The sequence below is a fragment of the Haloarcula sp. CBA1131 genome, from assembly GCF_008728975.1.
GTDB classification, from domain to species: Archaea; Halobacteriota; Halobacteria; order Halobacteriales; family Haloarculaceae; genus Haloarcula; species Haloarcula hispanica.
In genome coordinates this window covers 1,420,516-1,435,178 of the sequence record NZ_RPCY01000001.1, presented here as the reverse complement: position 1 = coordinate 1,435,178, position 14,663 = coordinate 1,420,516, and the positions used below count along the sequence as shown (strand labels likewise).

At 64.0% G+C, this 14,663-nt stretch carries 16 protein-coding genes and 2 pseudogenes; 7 read left to right on the top strand and 11 right to left on the bottom strand.

The window, feature by feature from the left end; translation table 11 throughout:
* The first annotated feature begins 16 nt into the window (after nucleotides 1-16).
* A complete protein-coding gene (locus Har1131_RS07410) occupies nucleotides 17-463 on the top strand; it encodes an NYN domain-containing protein (protein WP_014040821.1) in 447 nt (148 codons plus the stop codon).
* A gap of 53 nt (nucleotides 464-516) precedes the next feature.
* Nucleotides 517-1,362 (top strand): TatD family hydrolase, encoded by an 846-nt coding sequence (locus Har1131_RS07405; RefSeq protein ID WP_151145707.1) that lies wholly within the window; start codon nucleotides 517-519, stop codon nucleotides 1,360-1,362.
* A gap of 6 nt (nucleotides 1,363-1,368) precedes the next feature.
* Here the strand turns inward: Har1131_RS07405 and pstB are convergent, their stop codons facing one another.
* The 4 genes and pseudogenes from pstB to Har1131_RS07385 form a co-directional block, all read right to left on the bottom strand.
* Nucleotides 1,369-2,268, bottom strand: a complete 900-nt coding sequence (pstB, locus tag Har1131_RS07400; protein ID WP_014040823.1) for a phosphate ABC transporter ATP-binding protein PstB — start codon at nucleotides 2,266-2,268, stop codon at nucleotides 1,369-1,371.
* Nucleotides 2,269-2,271: 3 nt separating this feature from the next.
* Nucleotides 2,272-3,971, bottom strand: a pseudogene (gene pstA, locus Har1131_RS07395) (phosphate ABC transporter permease PstA).
* A 19-nt stretch (nucleotides 3,972-3,990) separates the two neighbouring features.
* Entirely contained in the window at nucleotides 3,991-4,923 is a 933-nt protein-coding gene (gene pstC, locus Har1131_RS07390; protein ID WP_151145704.1) for a phosphate ABC transporter permease subunit PstC, read from the bottom strand.
* 51 nt (nucleotides 4,924-4,974) lie between these two features.
* Nucleotides 4,975-5,970 carry a PstS family phosphate ABC transporter substrate-binding protein gene (locus Har1131_RS07385; protein WP_014040826.1) on the bottom strand — a complete coding sequence of 332 codons (996 nt, stop codon included), beginning with the start codon at nucleotides 5,968-5,970 and terminating at the stop codon, nucleotides 4,975-4,977.
* Between the two features lie 308 nt (nucleotides 5,971-6,278).
* Between Har1131_RS07385 and Har1131_RS07380 the strand changes: the two genes are divergently transcribed.
* A complete protein-coding gene (locus Har1131_RS07380; protein ID WP_014040827.1) occupies nucleotides 6,279-7,277 on the top strand; it encodes a phosphate uptake regulator PhoU in 999 nt (332 codons plus the stop codon).
* A 55-nt stretch (nucleotides 7,278-7,332) separates the two neighbouring features.
* Here the strand turns inward: Har1131_RS07380 and Har1131_RS07375 are convergent, their stop codons facing one another.
* Nucleotides 7,333-7,704, bottom strand: coding sequence for a 30S ribosomal protein S8e (locus Har1131_RS07375; protein WP_008311571.1), 372 nt, complete (start codon nucleotides 7,702-7,704; stop codon nucleotides 7,333-7,335).
* A 90-nt stretch (nucleotides 7,705-7,794) separates the two neighbouring features.
* On the opposite strand from Har1131_RS07375, the gene Har1131_RS07370 reads away from it, so the two are divergent.
* Both Har1131_RS07370 and Har1131_RS07365 read left to right on the top strand, forming a co-directional pair.
* The gene (locus tag Har1131_RS07370) at nucleotides 7,795-8,235 is read left to right on the top strand and encodes a DUF2240 family protein (RefSeq protein WP_014040828.1); all 441 of its coding nucleotides are present in this window, start codon (nucleotides 7,795-7,797) and stop codon (nucleotides 8,233-8,235) included.
* A pseudogene (locus Har1131_RS07365) lies at nucleotides 8,235-8,576 on the top strand (hypothetical protein); the annotation flags it as partial. The gene Har1131_RS07370 and the pseudogene Har1131_RS07365, both read left to right, overlap by 1 nt.
* Nucleotides 8,577-8,714: 138 nt before the next feature.
* Here the strand turns inward: Har1131_RS07365 and Har1131_RS07360 are convergent.
* Nucleotides 8,715-9,197: a hypothetical protein gene (locus Har1131_RS07360; protein ID WP_049943000.1), complete on the bottom strand. Its 483-nt coding sequence runs from the start codon at nucleotides 9,195-9,197 to the stop codon at nucleotides 8,715-8,717.
* A gap of 120 nt (nucleotides 9,198-9,317) precedes the next feature.
* On the opposite strand from Har1131_RS07360, the gene pyrF reads away from it, so the two are divergent.
* Nucleotides 9,318-10,151 (top strand): orotidine-5'-phosphate decarboxylase, encoded by an 834-nt coding sequence (pyrF, locus tag Har1131_RS07355; RefSeq protein ID WP_014040831.1) that lies wholly within the window; start codon nucleotides 9,318-9,320, stop codon nucleotides 10,149-10,151.
* Nucleotide 10,152: 1 nt separating this feature from the next.
* Here the strand turns inward: pyrF and Har1131_RS07350 are convergent, their stop codons facing one another.
* Nucleotides 10,153-10,353 (bottom strand): hypothetical protein, encoded by a 201-nt coding sequence (locus tag Har1131_RS07350; RefSeq protein WP_064287625.1) that lies wholly within the window; start codon nucleotides 10,351-10,353, stop codon nucleotides 10,153-10,155.
* A 138-nt stretch (nucleotides 10,354-10,491) separates the two neighbouring features.
* Between Har1131_RS07350 and Har1131_RS07345 the strand changes: the two genes are divergently transcribed.
* Nucleotides 10,492-10,680, top strand: coding sequence for a hypothetical protein (locus tag Har1131_RS07345; RefSeq protein ID WP_146417115.1), 189 nt, complete (start codon nucleotides 10,492-10,494; stop codon nucleotides 10,678-10,680).
* On the opposite strand, the gene trpG is transcribed toward Har1131_RS07345, so the two are convergent.
* The 4 genes from trpG to trpD are packed head-to-tail and all read right to left on the bottom strand — an operon-like array spanning nucleotide 10,677 to nucleotide 14,534.
* Complete coding sequence (gene trpG, locus Har1131_RS07340) at nucleotides 10,677-11,300, bottom strand: anthranilate synthase component II (RefSeq protein ID WP_151145701.1); 624 nt, start codon at nucleotides 11,298-11,300, stop codon at nucleotides 10,677-10,679. The two genes, Har1131_RS07345 and trpG, sit on opposite strands and share 4 nt — an antisense overlap.
* The gene (trpE, locus tag Har1131_RS07335; protein WP_151145698.1) at nucleotides 11,297-12,901 is read right to left on the bottom strand and encodes an anthranilate synthase component I; all 1,605 of its coding nucleotides are present in this window, start codon (nucleotides 12,899-12,901) and stop codon (nucleotides 11,297-11,299) included. Before trpE ends, trpG begins: the two co-directional genes overlap by 4 nt.
* Nucleotides 12,898-13,542 (bottom strand): phosphoribosylanthranilate isomerase, encoded by a 645-nt coding sequence (locus Har1131_RS07330; RefSeq protein WP_151145695.1) that lies wholly within the window; start codon nucleotides 13,540-13,542, stop codon nucleotides 12,898-12,900. The genes trpE and Har1131_RS07330 overlap by 4 nt, the downstream gene beginning before the upstream one ends.
* Nucleotides 13,539-14,534 (bottom strand): anthranilate phosphoribosyltransferase, encoded by a 996-nt coding sequence (gene trpD / locus Har1131_RS07325; protein WP_044952246.1) that lies wholly within the window; start codon nucleotides 14,532-14,534, stop codon nucleotides 13,539-13,541. The genes Har1131_RS07330 and trpD overlap by 4 nt, the downstream gene beginning before the upstream one ends.
* Between the last annotated feature and the right edge of the window lie 129 nt (nucleotides 14,535-14,663).

Below are 14,663 nucleotides of genomic sequence, written 5' to 3'. Positions count from 1 at the left end.
GCAGGGAAAAGGGCGCATGGAGCTGTTTCGTCGGATATTCGGGGAGAAAGACTCGCAACAGCGCGTTGGACTGTTCGTCGACGGGCCGAACGTGCTCAGGTCTGAGTTCGATGTCGACCTCGACGAGGTCCGGGACATTGCAGTCGACTACGGGCCGCTGGCGTTGACTCGCCTCTACGTCGACCAGAACGCCTCGCCGGGGCTGATTCAGGCCGCCGAGGCCCGGGGCTTCGAGGTCCGAACCACCAGCGGTGACGTCGATGTGCGACTCGCCGTTGACGCGACAGACGCCGTCGCCTCGGGACAGATCGACGTCTTGGTCGTCGCCTCGCGGGACACGGATTTCAAGCCGGCGCTGGAAGTGGCCGCACGGGAAGGGGTCAAAACGGTCGCCATCGCGCCGGGAGAGTATGGCCGCTCCGACGCGTTACGCAACGCGGCCGAAGACGCAGTGACGCTCTGAGGGCCGAACTCCGTGACGCCAACTGTTTTTTCCGCCAGTGCCATTGGCCACGTATGGACATCGACGACACGCCGGTACTGGACAACCACCTCCATCTCGATCCGGTCAACGGCCGGAACGTCGCGGCAGCCGAGGAATTCGCCTCACAGGGCGGCACACACCTGCTGGTGCTCAACAAGCCGTCCTGGCACCTCGTCGAGAAGGCGACAGCGGCGGAGACGTTCCGCGAGGTGTTCGACCTCACCGTCGAGGCCGCTGCCGCCGCGACCGAGGTACTGGACGGCCGCGCCTGGCCTGTCCTCGGGGTCCACCCGGCGCTGATTTCGAAACTCGTTGATGACGGCTACACGCCGCCGGAAGCACGGGACATCATGCAGACCGGCCTCGACGTGGCGGCGGAGTACGTCGATAACGGTGACGCGCTCGCGATGAAGTCCGGGCGACCGCACTACGACGTTGACGACGCCGTCTGGGAGGCCTCCAATGCGGTGATGTGTCACGGGTTCGAACGGGCCGCCGACGTAGGTTGTGCGATACAGCTCCATACCGAAGGCGGCGAAGACTTTGAAGCAGTGGCTGGCTGGGCCGAAGACCGTGGCCTCGACCGTATGCAGGTCGTCAAACACTACTCCGGCGGGCGGCTCCGTGGCCCAGTCAAATCGGTGCTTGCGGATAAGGACGAACTGGAGATTGCGGTTGAGACGGACGAGCCGTTCCTGATGGAGACCGATTATATCGACGACCCGGACCGTCCCGGCGCGGTGCTCGGACCGAAGACGGTGCCACGGCGTGTCCGCTGGCTGCTGGAGAACGGACACGAGGACGCAGTCAGAACGGCACACGTCGAGACGCCGAAGGCGGTGTACGGCATCGACACCGAAGCGACGTTACAGCGATAGTACAGGCTACCCGAACTTGCCAGTAATGTAGTCCTCGACGCGCTGGCTATCGGGATTCTCGAATATCTTGTCCGTGTCGTCGAACTCGACCAGCTCGCCACCGGTGAGGAAGACGGCGGTCTTGTCCGAGATACGGGCCGCCTGCTGCATGTTGTGAGTGACGATGACAACGGTGAACTCCTCGGCCAGTTCCTCGATGAGGTCCTCGATCTTCGAGGTGGCAATCGGGTCAAGCGCCGACGCCGGCTCGTCCATCAGAATGACATCCGGGTCGACGGCAATAGCGCGGGCGATGCAGAGCCGCTGTTGCTGGCCGCCCGAGAGGTCGAGCGCGCTCTTGTCCAGCTGGTCTTTGACTTCGTCCCACAGCGCGGCGCGCTTGAGAGCCGTCTCGACTTTCTCGTCTATGTTCTCCGTCTGGTCCTGAATCCGGAGGCCGTAAGCGACGTTGTCGTAGATGCTCTTCGGGAAGGGGTTGGGGTGCTGGAACACCATTCCGATGCGTCGCCGCAGCGCCACCGGGTCCACGTCGGCATCGTAGACGTTTTTCCCCTCGAAGTAGAGGTCTCCCTCGACCCGCGCCGCGTCGATGAGATCGTTCATGCGGTTGATACACCGCAGGAACGTGGACTTGCCACAGCCGGAGGGTCCGATCATGGCCGTCACCTGTTTTTCCGGGATGGCCAGGTCGATACCCTGTAGTGCCTGCGTCTCGCCGTAGAACACGTTCAGGTCGCGGGACTCGATGACTGGCTTCCCCGTCTCGCCCGCGTTCGCGTCCGTTCCCTCCACGTCGATCGACTGGTCGACGAGGGGGTCGCCGGACGGGTCCGGCGACGACGCGGCTGTTTCAGTGGTCGGTGTGGGCTCGGTACTCTCGTTGCTCGTCATCTCGTTCTCTGTCATGAATTATCCTGTTCGCTGATACCGGTTCCGGATGACAATCGCTGTCGCGTTCATCACCAGCAACACTGCAAGCAGTGTAATCACGCCGGCCGCCAGCACGCCGTGGCGGAACGACGGGTCCAGTTCCGACGACCATGAGAAAATCTGGCGTGGCATCATGCTCGCCACGTCGAAGAAGCTATTCGGCGCGAGCCGGACCGACGCCGCCGCCCCGATCATCAGCAGCGGGGCCGTTTCGCCGATGGCCCGACCCAGCGCCAGTATCGTCCCGGTCAGAATGCCCGGAAGTGCTTCGGGGAGGACGACCTGCCGGATCGTCTGCCAGCGGGTCGCCCCCATTCCGTAGGAGGCCTGTCGGAACGAGTCGGGGACGGATCGAATCGCCTCCTGTGCGGAGATGATCACAATCGGGAGGATCAACAGGCCGACCGCGAGGCCGGCGACGATGACGGAGCCCTGGGGCCACTGGAGAACTCGGATGAAAAGCGCCAGTCCGAGCAGGCCGTACACGACCGACGGCACACCGGCGAGGTTCCCGATGTTGATTTCGATGAGTGTGACGAACTTGCCCATCAGCCCCTGGGAGGGTGCGTACTCCTCAAGGTAGATCGCCGCCCCGACGCCGACCGGGAACGTGGTGAGCACGATCACGATAATCATCATCACCGAGCCGACCATCGAAGGGTAGATACCGGCATCGGCGGCGGTCCGTGAGGTCGCGCTCGTCAGGAACCCCCAGTCGAGCCAGGGGTCCGGTCCGGCAAACCCGAGCGCGCCGGTGACGACGCTGCCGACGACCACGCCAAGCACGGCGGCGACCGGGAAGGCGAGGCCGCGGACGCCTTCGCCACGACGGAGCACGCCTTCCACGTAGACACCCAGCGGGAGTACGGCGAATGTGACTATGAGCAGCCACACGTCGGTCCCAATTCCCAGCAGTGGTCCGGCGACGACGCCCAGCACCGCAACTGCCGCCGTCAGCCCGACGACGGCTAGGCCGTCACGCCGCGACTCGCGTCGCTGTTCGACGAACCAGCCTGCGGCACCGGCGACTGGGAGCACGAGCGTCAGGAGTAACATGACCCAGTCCGTGGGCACGAACGGGAGCATCATGATGGCTTCTCGGAGGCTTATTACGCGATAGTACAGCCCGAAGTCGAGGCCGAGCGCCGCGGCGGCGTCGGTGACGAACCAGTTGAACCTGGTGGGTGGCAGCCCGAATACCGTGATAATCGGAGCGAGGAGCACCACGGCGAGGCGTTCGAGCGCGGCCTTCGGCCGTAGTCGGCCGTGTGCAACGATCAGGCCGCCGGCCACGACCAGCGAGATGAGGAGCGCGAACCACTCGAGTACGGAGAGCAGTTCGATGAACAGCACCGCAAACCCGCCCGTGAGCAGGAGTCCGACGACCGGGAGCCCGCTGGTGACGTAGGCGACTTCGCCGGCCGGTTCGTCAAGTCGGTAGTAGTAGACGGCCAGTACGGCCAGCGGCACCAGTACCGTCGCGGCGTAGGTCGCCAGCCACCCTGCGTCGGCCGAGAAGGGTCGGAACGCGTCGTTGGCGACGAACAGCAGGAGGAGCAGGACGGAGACGAGTCCGAACGCGGTCGCCGCGAGACAGGTCGCCTCGAAGGCACGCCCCGAAGATGGTTGACATCGCTGTTCTCCCCGTGCCAGCCCGTTTCAGGTTCTCGTGTTGCCATCAGTTCAGTCCCCCAGTGTTCATTCGTACTCCTCCCGGTATCGCGCCGCGATTCGGTTGCTCAGCAGGTTCAACAGGAACGTGATGACGAACAGCGTCAGGCCGATAGCGAAGAGACTGGTAAAGCCCAGTTGACTGACGCTGTCGGCGCTGTTGATCTGGACCATCGCCGCCGTCATCGGCTGGTACCCCTGGAAGAGGTTCGCGAGCGGGTCCGAGAGGTTCAGCATCCGGGGCCGGCTGCCGGCCGCGACGACGACGATCATCGTCTCGCCGATGGCCCGCGACAGGGCGAGAATGAACGAGGAGAAGATGCCCGAGGCTGCCGCGGGGACGACGACGCCGGTGGTCACCTCGAATTTCGTCGCGCCCATCCCGTAGCCGGCCTGTCGTAGTGAGTCCGGGACGGCGCTCATCGCGTCCTCGCTCAGGCTGGAGACCATCGGGATGATCATGATACCGACCATGATGGAAGCGCTGAGGATGTTGAACGTGTTCACCGGGAGCCCGATGGTCTGGAGGAACGGTGTCACGTACACGAGCGCGAAGATACCGTAGACGACTGTCGGGATACCAGCCAGAATTTCCAGCCCCGGTTTCAGCACCGAGCGCATCTGGTCGCTAGCGTACTCGCTGAGATAGACCGCGGCCGCGACACCCGTCGGGAGTGCGATGACGGCGGAGATCACCGTGACCAACAGCGTGCCGCTCAACAGCGGGAGTAACCCGTAGACGTTCCGACTGATGAGGAACTCCGTTCCGGTGAAGAAGTCGACCGGGTTCACCAGCGTAAAGAACGTAATCGCGTCGCGTGCGAGCAACACGACGATGCTGACGGTGACGAGAATCGACGCGGCAGCACACAGGAGCAAGACGTATCGGTACATACGCTCGCGTGCTGCACGCCCACTCGGTCTGGACGTAATATTCGGCCCGGGCGTCTCGGTACTCATTGTGTTGTCTCTCATAATGTACTCATGTGAGTAAGCCGGCTCTCGACCGTGTTAGCCGGCGATCTCGTCCAGCTTTTCGAGGTTCTCGTCGCGCTGCTCGGCGCTCGACGGCACGTACCCGATATCCTGCACTAGGTCGGTTTCGGCCTGCTCGAGGTAGAACTGAATGAACTCGTACACTTCCTCTCGCTGAAGCGCTGACTCGGCCGCGTAGATGAACAGCGGTCGGGCCAGCGGATAGGAACCGTCCTTGGCGTTTGCCAGACTCGGAGGGGTACATTCGTCGCCCTCTTCGGCTTTGACTTCGACGGCTTTCACCGCCTCGGAGTTGGAGTTGTAGTAGGCAAAGCCGAAATACCCCATCCCACCCTCGTTGTCACGGATCCCTTTGACGATAGTCTCGTCCTCTTCGGTCGGCTGGTACTCGGTTGTGTGTTCGGTGTCCTCGCCGACAACGTTCTCGTTGAAGTAGTCGAACGTCCCGGACGTCGACGCCGGGCCGTAGCGTTCGATCTCCATATCGGGCCACTCGTCGCGCACGTCCGACCAGTTCGTGACGCCCGCTTCGTCGCTCCAGATCTGGCGAAGTTCGTCGAAGGTCATGCAGTCGACCCAGTCAGCGTCGTTGTTGACCGCGACAGTCAACGCGTCACCCGCGATCTCGAACTCGACAGGCTCGACGTCGTTGCCCGAACACTGCTCTATCTCGGCGTCGCTGATAGGGCGGGAAGCCCCGTTGATATCGGAGTCGCCGGGACAGAACCAGTTCTCGAAGCCGCCGCCGCTCCCCGTGGAGTCGACGGTGACGTTGACGTTCCCGTGTTCTTCCATGAACTCCTCGGCCATCGCGTCGGAGATGGGGAACACGGTACTGCTGCCCTTGATAATGACCTGCCCCGAGAGGCCGTCAGAACCGCTGTCAGTGGAGCCGCCGTCGTTGCCACGGCTCGTGTTCTGCGTACAACCGGCCAGTGCCAGCGCCCCAATCGCACCAGAACTTGTTAAAAATCGGCGACGTGAGAGACCACTGCTCGGTGAATCTGTCATCACCTGATGGAAGTTAGAGAGCGGATAAGTACCCTACTATTAGCCCTATATCTGGATATAAACACTATATACTACTATATATTTTGATGGCGTTGCTATCTCGCGCGCCTAAAGCGGGGTAACGGGCGTCTAAGCCCGATAGCGGCCCAGTTAGAGAACAACTCGTTGATCCTGATATTGACACCATACTACACGGGGTAGCGCCCGCAGCGTGTGTCGTTATTTCATGACAGCACAGGTCAGAGTTTCGATCAGTAATATATAGTCACAGCATATTTTATAAATCTGCAGCGCGTATTCGTAGTACTATGGAGACGCGCAAAGTACAGCTGACGGGCGGGTCCACGTACACTGTCTCACTACCGAAGGAGTGGGCGACTGAGAATGGTGTCGAGAGCGGCAGTATCGTCGAGTTTTACGCCGAAGACGACCTGCTACTGGTCTCGCCACAGCACGGCGACGACCACGTCGAGGGAACGCTAGACGTGACCGGCCTCGAAAACAGGCACGAACTCACGCGGGCAGTGATGACGATGTACGTCAGCGGCTTCGACATCATCCGACTGGAGGCCGCTCGCATAACGGCCGAGCAGCGACGCATCATCCGCGATGCGACACAGGGACTGGTCGGCCTCGAGATGATAGAGGAGACGGCTGACCGAGTCGTCTTGCAGGACCTGCTGGATTCGTCGGAGCTCTCTGTTCTCAACGCCATCACGCGTATGCGGCTGGTTTCGTTGACGATGCTCTCAGACGCCGTCAAGGCGCTCATCGAGGACGACAACGACCTCGCCGAAGACGTTATACAACGCGATGACGACGTGGACCGCCTCTGGTACATGGTCTCGCGCGTGTTCCGAACCGTCCTTCGCAATCCGACGGCTGCCAACGAAATCGGCTTCCCGCGTGAGACAGTGTTCGACTATCAGTCCAGCGCCCGTCAGCTAGAGCGCATTGCTGACCACGCGACCAAAATCGCCAGCCTCTCCCAGGAAATCGGCGAAATCACCGGCGAAACTGCCGACCTTCTCGATCAGTTGGAAACCGAGGCCATCGCTGTCCCCGAAACCGCGATGGATGCGCTGTTGGCTGACGACAACGACGAGGCCGTCGAGTTGGCAAACGAGGCCCGTGCCCGGATTCCCGAAGTCGACGAAACCGCCCGCGAGGTCGACGGGAAAGTCAGGGAGCTAGACCCACAGAGCGCACAGCTACTTGGCCGCGTGGTCGACTCGCTGTCCCGAACCGCCGACTACGGCGGCAACATCGCCGAAAGCGCGCTCCAGAAGGCCGCTCCCCGGCCATAGCTGACGCTGTCGCTCCGAGTCCGTGAACAGCCGAAAAAGCTGATTGCGTGCCGGATTACTCGACCAGCACGGCGTTGACCTGACCGTGCTGTCCCGGGCGGGAGGTCACGCGGGCCTGTCCCTCGGAGGTGTCGAGGATTGCGCCTTTCGTGATGATGTTTCGCCGGGCGTAGTTCGGGTTCGACGGGTTCTCGACGACGTTCTCGATGGTCGCTTCGATGGTTTCCGCGCCGTCGGCGATGCTCGCAACGTCGGTCTTGACCGCACGGACCTTCTGGGTGTTACCGCGGGAGTCGACGGTCTTCAGTCGCTGCTCGCCGACCTGCGTCTCGACGGTGTCCTTGCCGAGCTCGTGTTTCTTCTTCTTGTGGTTCGGTCGTCGGCGGCCGCCTGTCCGCTTGCGAGGGGAGCGTCCCTGGTCTTTCATACGGGAAGGAAGACCCAGCGGCTACTTGAACCGTTCGATGCCGACTCGCCATCGTAATCGTTACCCCCGCGCCGACCGGTTGCTCTGACGATGAGTCTGAAGACGGCCGTCGCCGCACCGTTCCGCCAGCGTGGAACCGACCGGATGGCGGAAAGCGAGTTCGTCGTCGCGCTCTCGCTGGACCGGAACTGGTTCTCGCCCGACCAGGCTAAGACGCTGGTGGACGTGGCCGCGAGCGAGGGGCTGGTCGAACGGGACGAGGACGACCTCGTCGTCGCTTTCGACGCGACACACACCACGATTCCGGACGGGTTCACGCCGGGTGAGGAAATCCTGCAGTCGCGGTCGACGTTCGAGCGGGTGCTCGATGCGGTCGTCGAGGCCGGCATCGAGAAACAGACCGCTGTCGCCGGCATCAACGCGCTCCAGTCCGACATCGGTGTCACGCTCGAGGCCGCGGCCGTGGTGTACGCGCGGAGTGAGGGTGTCGACGTCGAAGCCATCGCTGCCGACGTTCGGGAGGAGCTCTAATGGTCAAAGACAGGATTGCTGACGGCCGACGGATCGGACAGTTGCTCGCCTCGGAACTGACCGGCCTCCAGCGCGGGCCGCTTGCCGACGTGTCCGTCGTCGATGCCGATAGGGACGTGGACCCGACGCCGGACGGGGCCTTCGCCTACCGCGTGACGGCCGACGACGCCGAAGTGGCAATCGTCGAGGTAACGCCGGAGACGGCTTGGTTGGTCTTGGAGCGAGAGCCCGCGACCGTGCCGGATCGTGATGATCTCACCGTCGACGGGACAACCATCGTCGTTCACAGCGGCGCGGCGGTGAAAGCCGCGGTCGACGTGCTGGAGCAGTCCCTCTCGGGTAGGAGGGTTTTCCGGAGAAAGAAACGGTTGGCTGCGACTCCGACTGAAATAGCTGTACTCATACTGTCGGCTGTACGTCTGTAAAGAATTTCGCCACCCCGGGTGGCGAATATCTTAAAATAGTTACAGCCAACAGTATCAGTGACGACTCGGCTCGGCAATAGCCGCGGACGTCCACGCGACGAAGCCAGTGAGGACGAGCACGGAACCGAGCACCGCTGTCGCGGCAGCGATAGCAAGCACCAGCGTCGGGAGGCCGAGCGGCGTTCCGACGGCGATGACAATCGGTGTCGCGGTGATACAGAGCGACCCCAGCGCGACGGCCCGGCGCTGTGTCGTCGTTAGTTCGATGCCGAGATGGAACAGCGACCCGGGCTCCGGGTCGGGAGCGGCGAGGCCGAGACACAACAGCGGAACGCCGATAAACACCAGCGTTGCCGCGACAGCGTACGACCAGAACAGCCACTGTCCGGACGCGGGCGCGAGCGACAACAGCGCGCCGACGGCCACGAGCAGGACACCACCGACGAGTCCGAACTGCCGCAGCCGCGGGTCGTCCAGAGCTTCGCTCAGGTCTGGGAGGGTCTCGGCCACATGGCCGACATCCATGAAACGGTCCATGAGCGGGCTTCTACCTGCGTTGTGAAATAGACACGGGGAAGAATATCAAATCTGATTCCATCGAAGCGGGCACGACGCGAGAAGGAAACGCTTGTATCGCTGCCAGCCGCCGCGGTATCTATGCACTTCTTCGACCGTCTCGCGGACCGAATCGCGACCGCCGACAGCGTGGTGTCGGTCGGCCTCGACCCGGACCCCGACCGCCTCCCCGACAGCGTGCTGGACGCCGACCTCCCGCGCTGGCAGTTCAACCGCCGCATCATCGATGCGACCCACGAACACGCCGCCTGCTACAAGCCGAACGCCGCCTTCTACGAGGACCCCGACGGCTGGCGCGCCCTCGAAGAGACCATCGCCTACGCACACGGGAAGGACGTGCCCGTGCTGCTCGACGCAAAGCGGGGCGATATCGGCAACACGGCGCGGCAGTACGCCCGGATTCTCGACGACGAGGAAGGGCCTGCGGCCGACGCCATCACGGTCAACCCGTTCCTCGGCCGGGACTCGTTGGAGCCGTTTCTCCAGCGCGCGGACAAGGGCGTGTTCGTGCTGGGGCGCACGTCCAACCCCGGCGGCGAGGACCTCCAGGACCTCGAACTGGCCTCCGGCGAGAAGCTCTACGAGCGCGTGGTCCACCTCGCGGACCTCTGGAACGGGAACGGGAACGTCGGACTCGTCGTCGGCGCGACCAACCCCGACGAACTCGAAGAAATCCGCGAATTAGTTCCGGACATTCCGTTCCTCGTCCCCGGCGTCGGCGCGCAGGGTGGCGACGCCGAAGCGGCCGTCGAGCACGGTCTCGCCGACGGCGTCGGCCTCGTCAACTCCTCGCGGGGCATCATCTTCGCCGGCGAGGACGCCGACACGCGGCGCGACGACTCCGGTGACGCGTTCTTCAAGGCCGCCGGACAGTCCGCGAAACAGCTCAAACAGCGACTGAATCAGTTCCGATAGCTTAGAACCGGTACGTGTCCACGCCGTCGGGCATATCCTCCGGCGACATCCGGTCGCTCGGCTGGCCGACCTCCGCACCGCACTCGACACACATCCCGGTGTCCTCGTCCCAGTGGCGGTCACAGACGAGTCGCCCGCATCTATCGCAGGTGTGGTCCACGTCGGGGCGCTCACAGAGTTCACACAGTCCGGCTACGCTCATGTCAGGATGTAGCATACCTGATGGTTTGAATCTTTGGCGGCGTGACTGCGGTAGTTAGTCCGGCAGGACGAACACAGAGAACCGGAGAGCCCCGAGACAGCCACGAAGTATTTCCCCGTGGGCATTCCTCTCTATAATATGTTGCCACTCCTCCAGCTCGGATCGCTTCCCTCACCGCCGGCGATACTCGTCGGCTTGCTGGCTATCGCCGTGGTGCTACTGGTCGGTCGGCTCGTGATGAAGGTGGCGTGGCGACTCGTCATCATCGCTATCATCGCCGTCGCCGTCCTCTGGATACTCGGAATACTGGGCTTCCAGGTGATCTAGAGTCCGGCGAGGAAGTTCCGGATAACGTCGTGGCCGACCGCGGTCAGGACTGACTCCGGATGGAACTGAACAGCTTCGATGGGGTGCTCGCGGTGGCGGACACCCATCACCAGTTCCGTGCCGTCCTCGGTCTCCGTCGTCGCGCTGACGACGAACTCCTCGGGAACGTCCTCTGCAATGAGCGAGTGATAGCGCCCGCCCTGGAACCCCTGTTCCAGTCCCGCGAAGACGCCCTGCTCGTCGTGGTCGATGGGGAACGCCTTGCCGTGAATCGGCTCCGGCGCGCGGCCGATGGTACCGCCGTAGGCGTACACCGCCGATTCGAGGCCGAGACAGACGCCCAGCGTCGGCACGTCGGGGCTGACCGCCCGGAGGACCGCCAGCGTGACGCCGACGTCCCGTTCGTTCTTCGGGTGGCCCGGACCCGGCGAGAGGATGATTGCGTCGGGGTCGAACGCCTCGACGTCTTCGAGCGATGCCGTGTTCCGGACGACTTCAGTCTCGGCGTGTTCGGAGACGTACTCGACGAGGTTGTACGTAAATGAGTCGAAGTTGTCCACGAACAGCACGCGGAGGTCGTCCCTGACGGCCTCCTCGCCGGCGGGCTGTGACGCGCTCATCGGGTCACCTCCTCGGGGCTGTCGGCTGACGACTGATCTCCAGTCTCTTCGATTCCTTCCAGCGCCGTCAGCACGCCGTCCATCTTCTGCTCGGTCTCGATGTACTCGCTTTCGGGGTCCGAATCCGCGACGATGCCGGCCCCGGCCTGGACGGTGATGCGGTCCCGGTCGCCCTCGTCCTCGACCGTCGCCGAGCGGATGACGATGGCGAAGTCGGTGTCGCCGTCCCAGTCGAAGTAGCCGACGCCGCCGCCGTAGGGGCCACGCGGCGAGCGTTCGAGTTCGTCGATGATCTCCATGGCGCGGATCTTCGGTGCGCCCGAGAGGGTGCCGGCCGGGAACGTCGCGCGGGCGGCGTCGAAGGCGTCCTTGTCTTCGGCGAGTCGTCCTGTCACCGTGGATTCGATGTGCTGGACGTGGCTGTACTTGAGGACGTTCATGAACTCCGGGACGCGGACGCTGCCGGCCTCGGAGACGCGGCGCACGTCGTTGCGCGCGAGGTCGACGAGCATCGTGTGCTCGGCCCGCTCCTTGCCGTCAGCGAGCATCTCGCCGGCGAGGCGGCGGTCCTCGACGGGGGAGTTCCCGCGCGGGCACGTCCCCGCGATAGGATTCGAGACGACGTGGTCGCCGGCGACGGAGACGAGCGTCTCCGGGCTCGCGCCCACGATAGTCAGGTCGTCGTAGCCAAGCAGATACATATACGGCGAGGGGTTCACGTCTCGGAGCGCCTCGTAGAAGCCCAGCGGGTCGACCTCGCCGTGCAGTTCGCGGGTCCGTGAGATGACGCCCTGGTAGATGTCGCCCGAGAGGACGTACTCCTTGGCGCACTCGACGGCGTCCTCGTACTCGTCTCTGGGGCCGGCGACTTCGTCCTCGCGGCGGAAGCCACCGGTCTCCAGCGGGGCGAGGTCCGAGAGGATGCCTTCGACGCGCTCGGCCTCGGTGACCAGTTCGTCGTAGCGGTCACCGGCGTCCTCGCCCTGGCAGACGACCGGCGTGAACACAAGCGAGACAGTGTCCTCGACGTGGTCGAAGCGGACCGTCGATGTCGTGAGCACGAACTGGGCGTCAGGGAACCGCGAGTCGGGCCGGTCCAGACCGACTTCATCGAGCCAGAGGTCGTAGACGGCGTCGTACGAGAGGAAGCCGACGAGGCCGCCTTCGAGGTGCTGGCGGTCCATCTCCGGGAAGTTCCGCAGCGCCACGTCGGGCATCGCCGCCCGGAGATCGTCGACCACGTCGCCGCCGTCGGTCGTCACCAGGTCGGCGTAGCGGTCGTCGAACGCCTCGACCTCGCTCTCGTCGCCAGTCACGGTAACGACGGCGCGCGGGTCGTAGCCGACGAAGGAGAAGCGGGCGTGGCGGTCGTCGGTCTCCGGCGCGAACGCGCCGTCGGGGTCGCTTGAGGCGACCTTCTCGGCGCTTTCCAGCAGGAACGTGTAGTCGTTTGCGGCCACGTCGCTCGTGCGGCCGGTCAGCGCCGAATACGCGGTCAACGGCTCCACGTCGACAGCCAGCTCCGCGGCGGTGCGGACGACGACCGGGCGGTCGGCCTTGGCGTGTTCGACGAACTCCGCGCGGGAGATATCGAGGGTCATACCCCACCCTCCGACGCTCGCGTGGCGTTCCGGACGAACCGCTCGACGGCGTCGTGGTCCTTCTTTCCGCCGGCAGACTCCACACCGCTCGCCACGTCGACGGCGAACGGCTTGACAGTCTCGACGGCCTCAGCCACGTTCTCGGGAGTCAATCCGCCGGCCAGCACGACGGGGACGTCCAGCGAGTCGACGAGGTCGCGCGTACGCTCCCAGTCGTGTGTCTCGCCCGTGCCACCGCCGCCGTCGGCGTCGACCGAATCGACGAGCAAGGCGTCGACGTGGTCGGCGTAGTCTTCGATAGCTGGGGCCTCTGCCTCGACCACAGCCACGATGTTCTGGGTGATTCGGCTATCGAGGGCCCCGAGTTCCGCCGGTGAGAGTCCGTCGTGGACCTGCACTGCGTCGGGTTCGACCCTGTCGATACGCCTGACAGCCTCCTGGACCGTCGTCGGCATCGTCACCAGCACGCTCGTCACGAACGGCGGGACGCCATCGACGAGCGTCGTGGCTGTCTTCTCGTCGACCTCTCGGGGCGTGTCGACCGGGACGCCGTGGATGACGCCGACCGCATCAGCGCCAGCCGCGATAACGGCGTCGCGGTCCTTGTTGTCCGTCACGCCACAGATCTTCACGCGCGTCATGCCCCGATCAGGTCGTCGAGTTTGTCGGCCGCCGCGCCCGATTCAATGGCCTGTCGGGCCTGTTCGACCCCCGCTTCGTGCGTGTCGGCGACGCCGGCGACGTAGATGGCCGCGCCGGCGTTCGCGAGAATGATATCCCGCTTTGCACCGGTCACGTCGCCAGTGACGATGCCACGGAGGTCGGCGGCGTTCTCCTCGGGCGATCCCCCGGAGATGGTCTCGATGTCGTGCATTTCAAGCCCTATATCCTCCGGAGTGATGGTGTACTCCTCGATCCGGTCGCCGGTGACCTCCGCGACAGCCGTCTCGCCGTGGATGGCGATCTCGTCGAGGCCGTCACCGTGGACGACCAGCGCTCGTTCGACGTCCAGTCGGGCCAGCGCCTCTGCCATCACGGGCACGAGGTCCGGGTCGTAGACACCAAGCACCTGCGCGTCCGCGTCAGCGGGGTTCGTCAGCGGGCCGAGAATATTGAAGACTGTCCGCATCCCGAGCTCCTGGCGCGGGCCGATGACGGCCTTCATGGCCGGGTGGAACACGGGAGCGAGCATGAAACCGATGCCGTCTCGTTCGATAGTCTCCTCGACGGCCGGCGGTTCGGCCTCGATGTCGACGCCGACTTCTTCGAGCACATCGGCACTCCCCGAAGATGAAGAAACAGAGTAGTTGCCGTGTTTGGCGATGGGGACGCCAGCCCCGGCAGCGACGATGGCGCTCGTTGTCGAGACGTTGATCGTGTTGTAGTCGTCGCCGCCGGTCCCGCAGGTGTCGACAAGCCCCTCGCGGTCCGGTCGAATGGTCCGTGCGGCGTCACGCATCCCCTCGGCGAAGCCGGCGATCTCGGCCTCCGTCTCCCCCTTCGCCCGCAGTGCCGTCAGGAGCGCACCGATCTGTGCCTCTGTCGCATCCTCGAAGACAGTCGTCGCAACGGCTCGGGCCTCGTCCTGTGTCAGGTCGTCACCGTCAGTGACGCGTTCAATATACTCTTTCATTGTATTCACCAATGGACTTTTTCGTGTTGTGATGTACAAATCCGTACATTGACTTAAGCCTATCGGGACCCCTGCTCGCCGACGAGTATGTGTGGGCAATCAACAGACAACGTGGTGATACGGAATTCG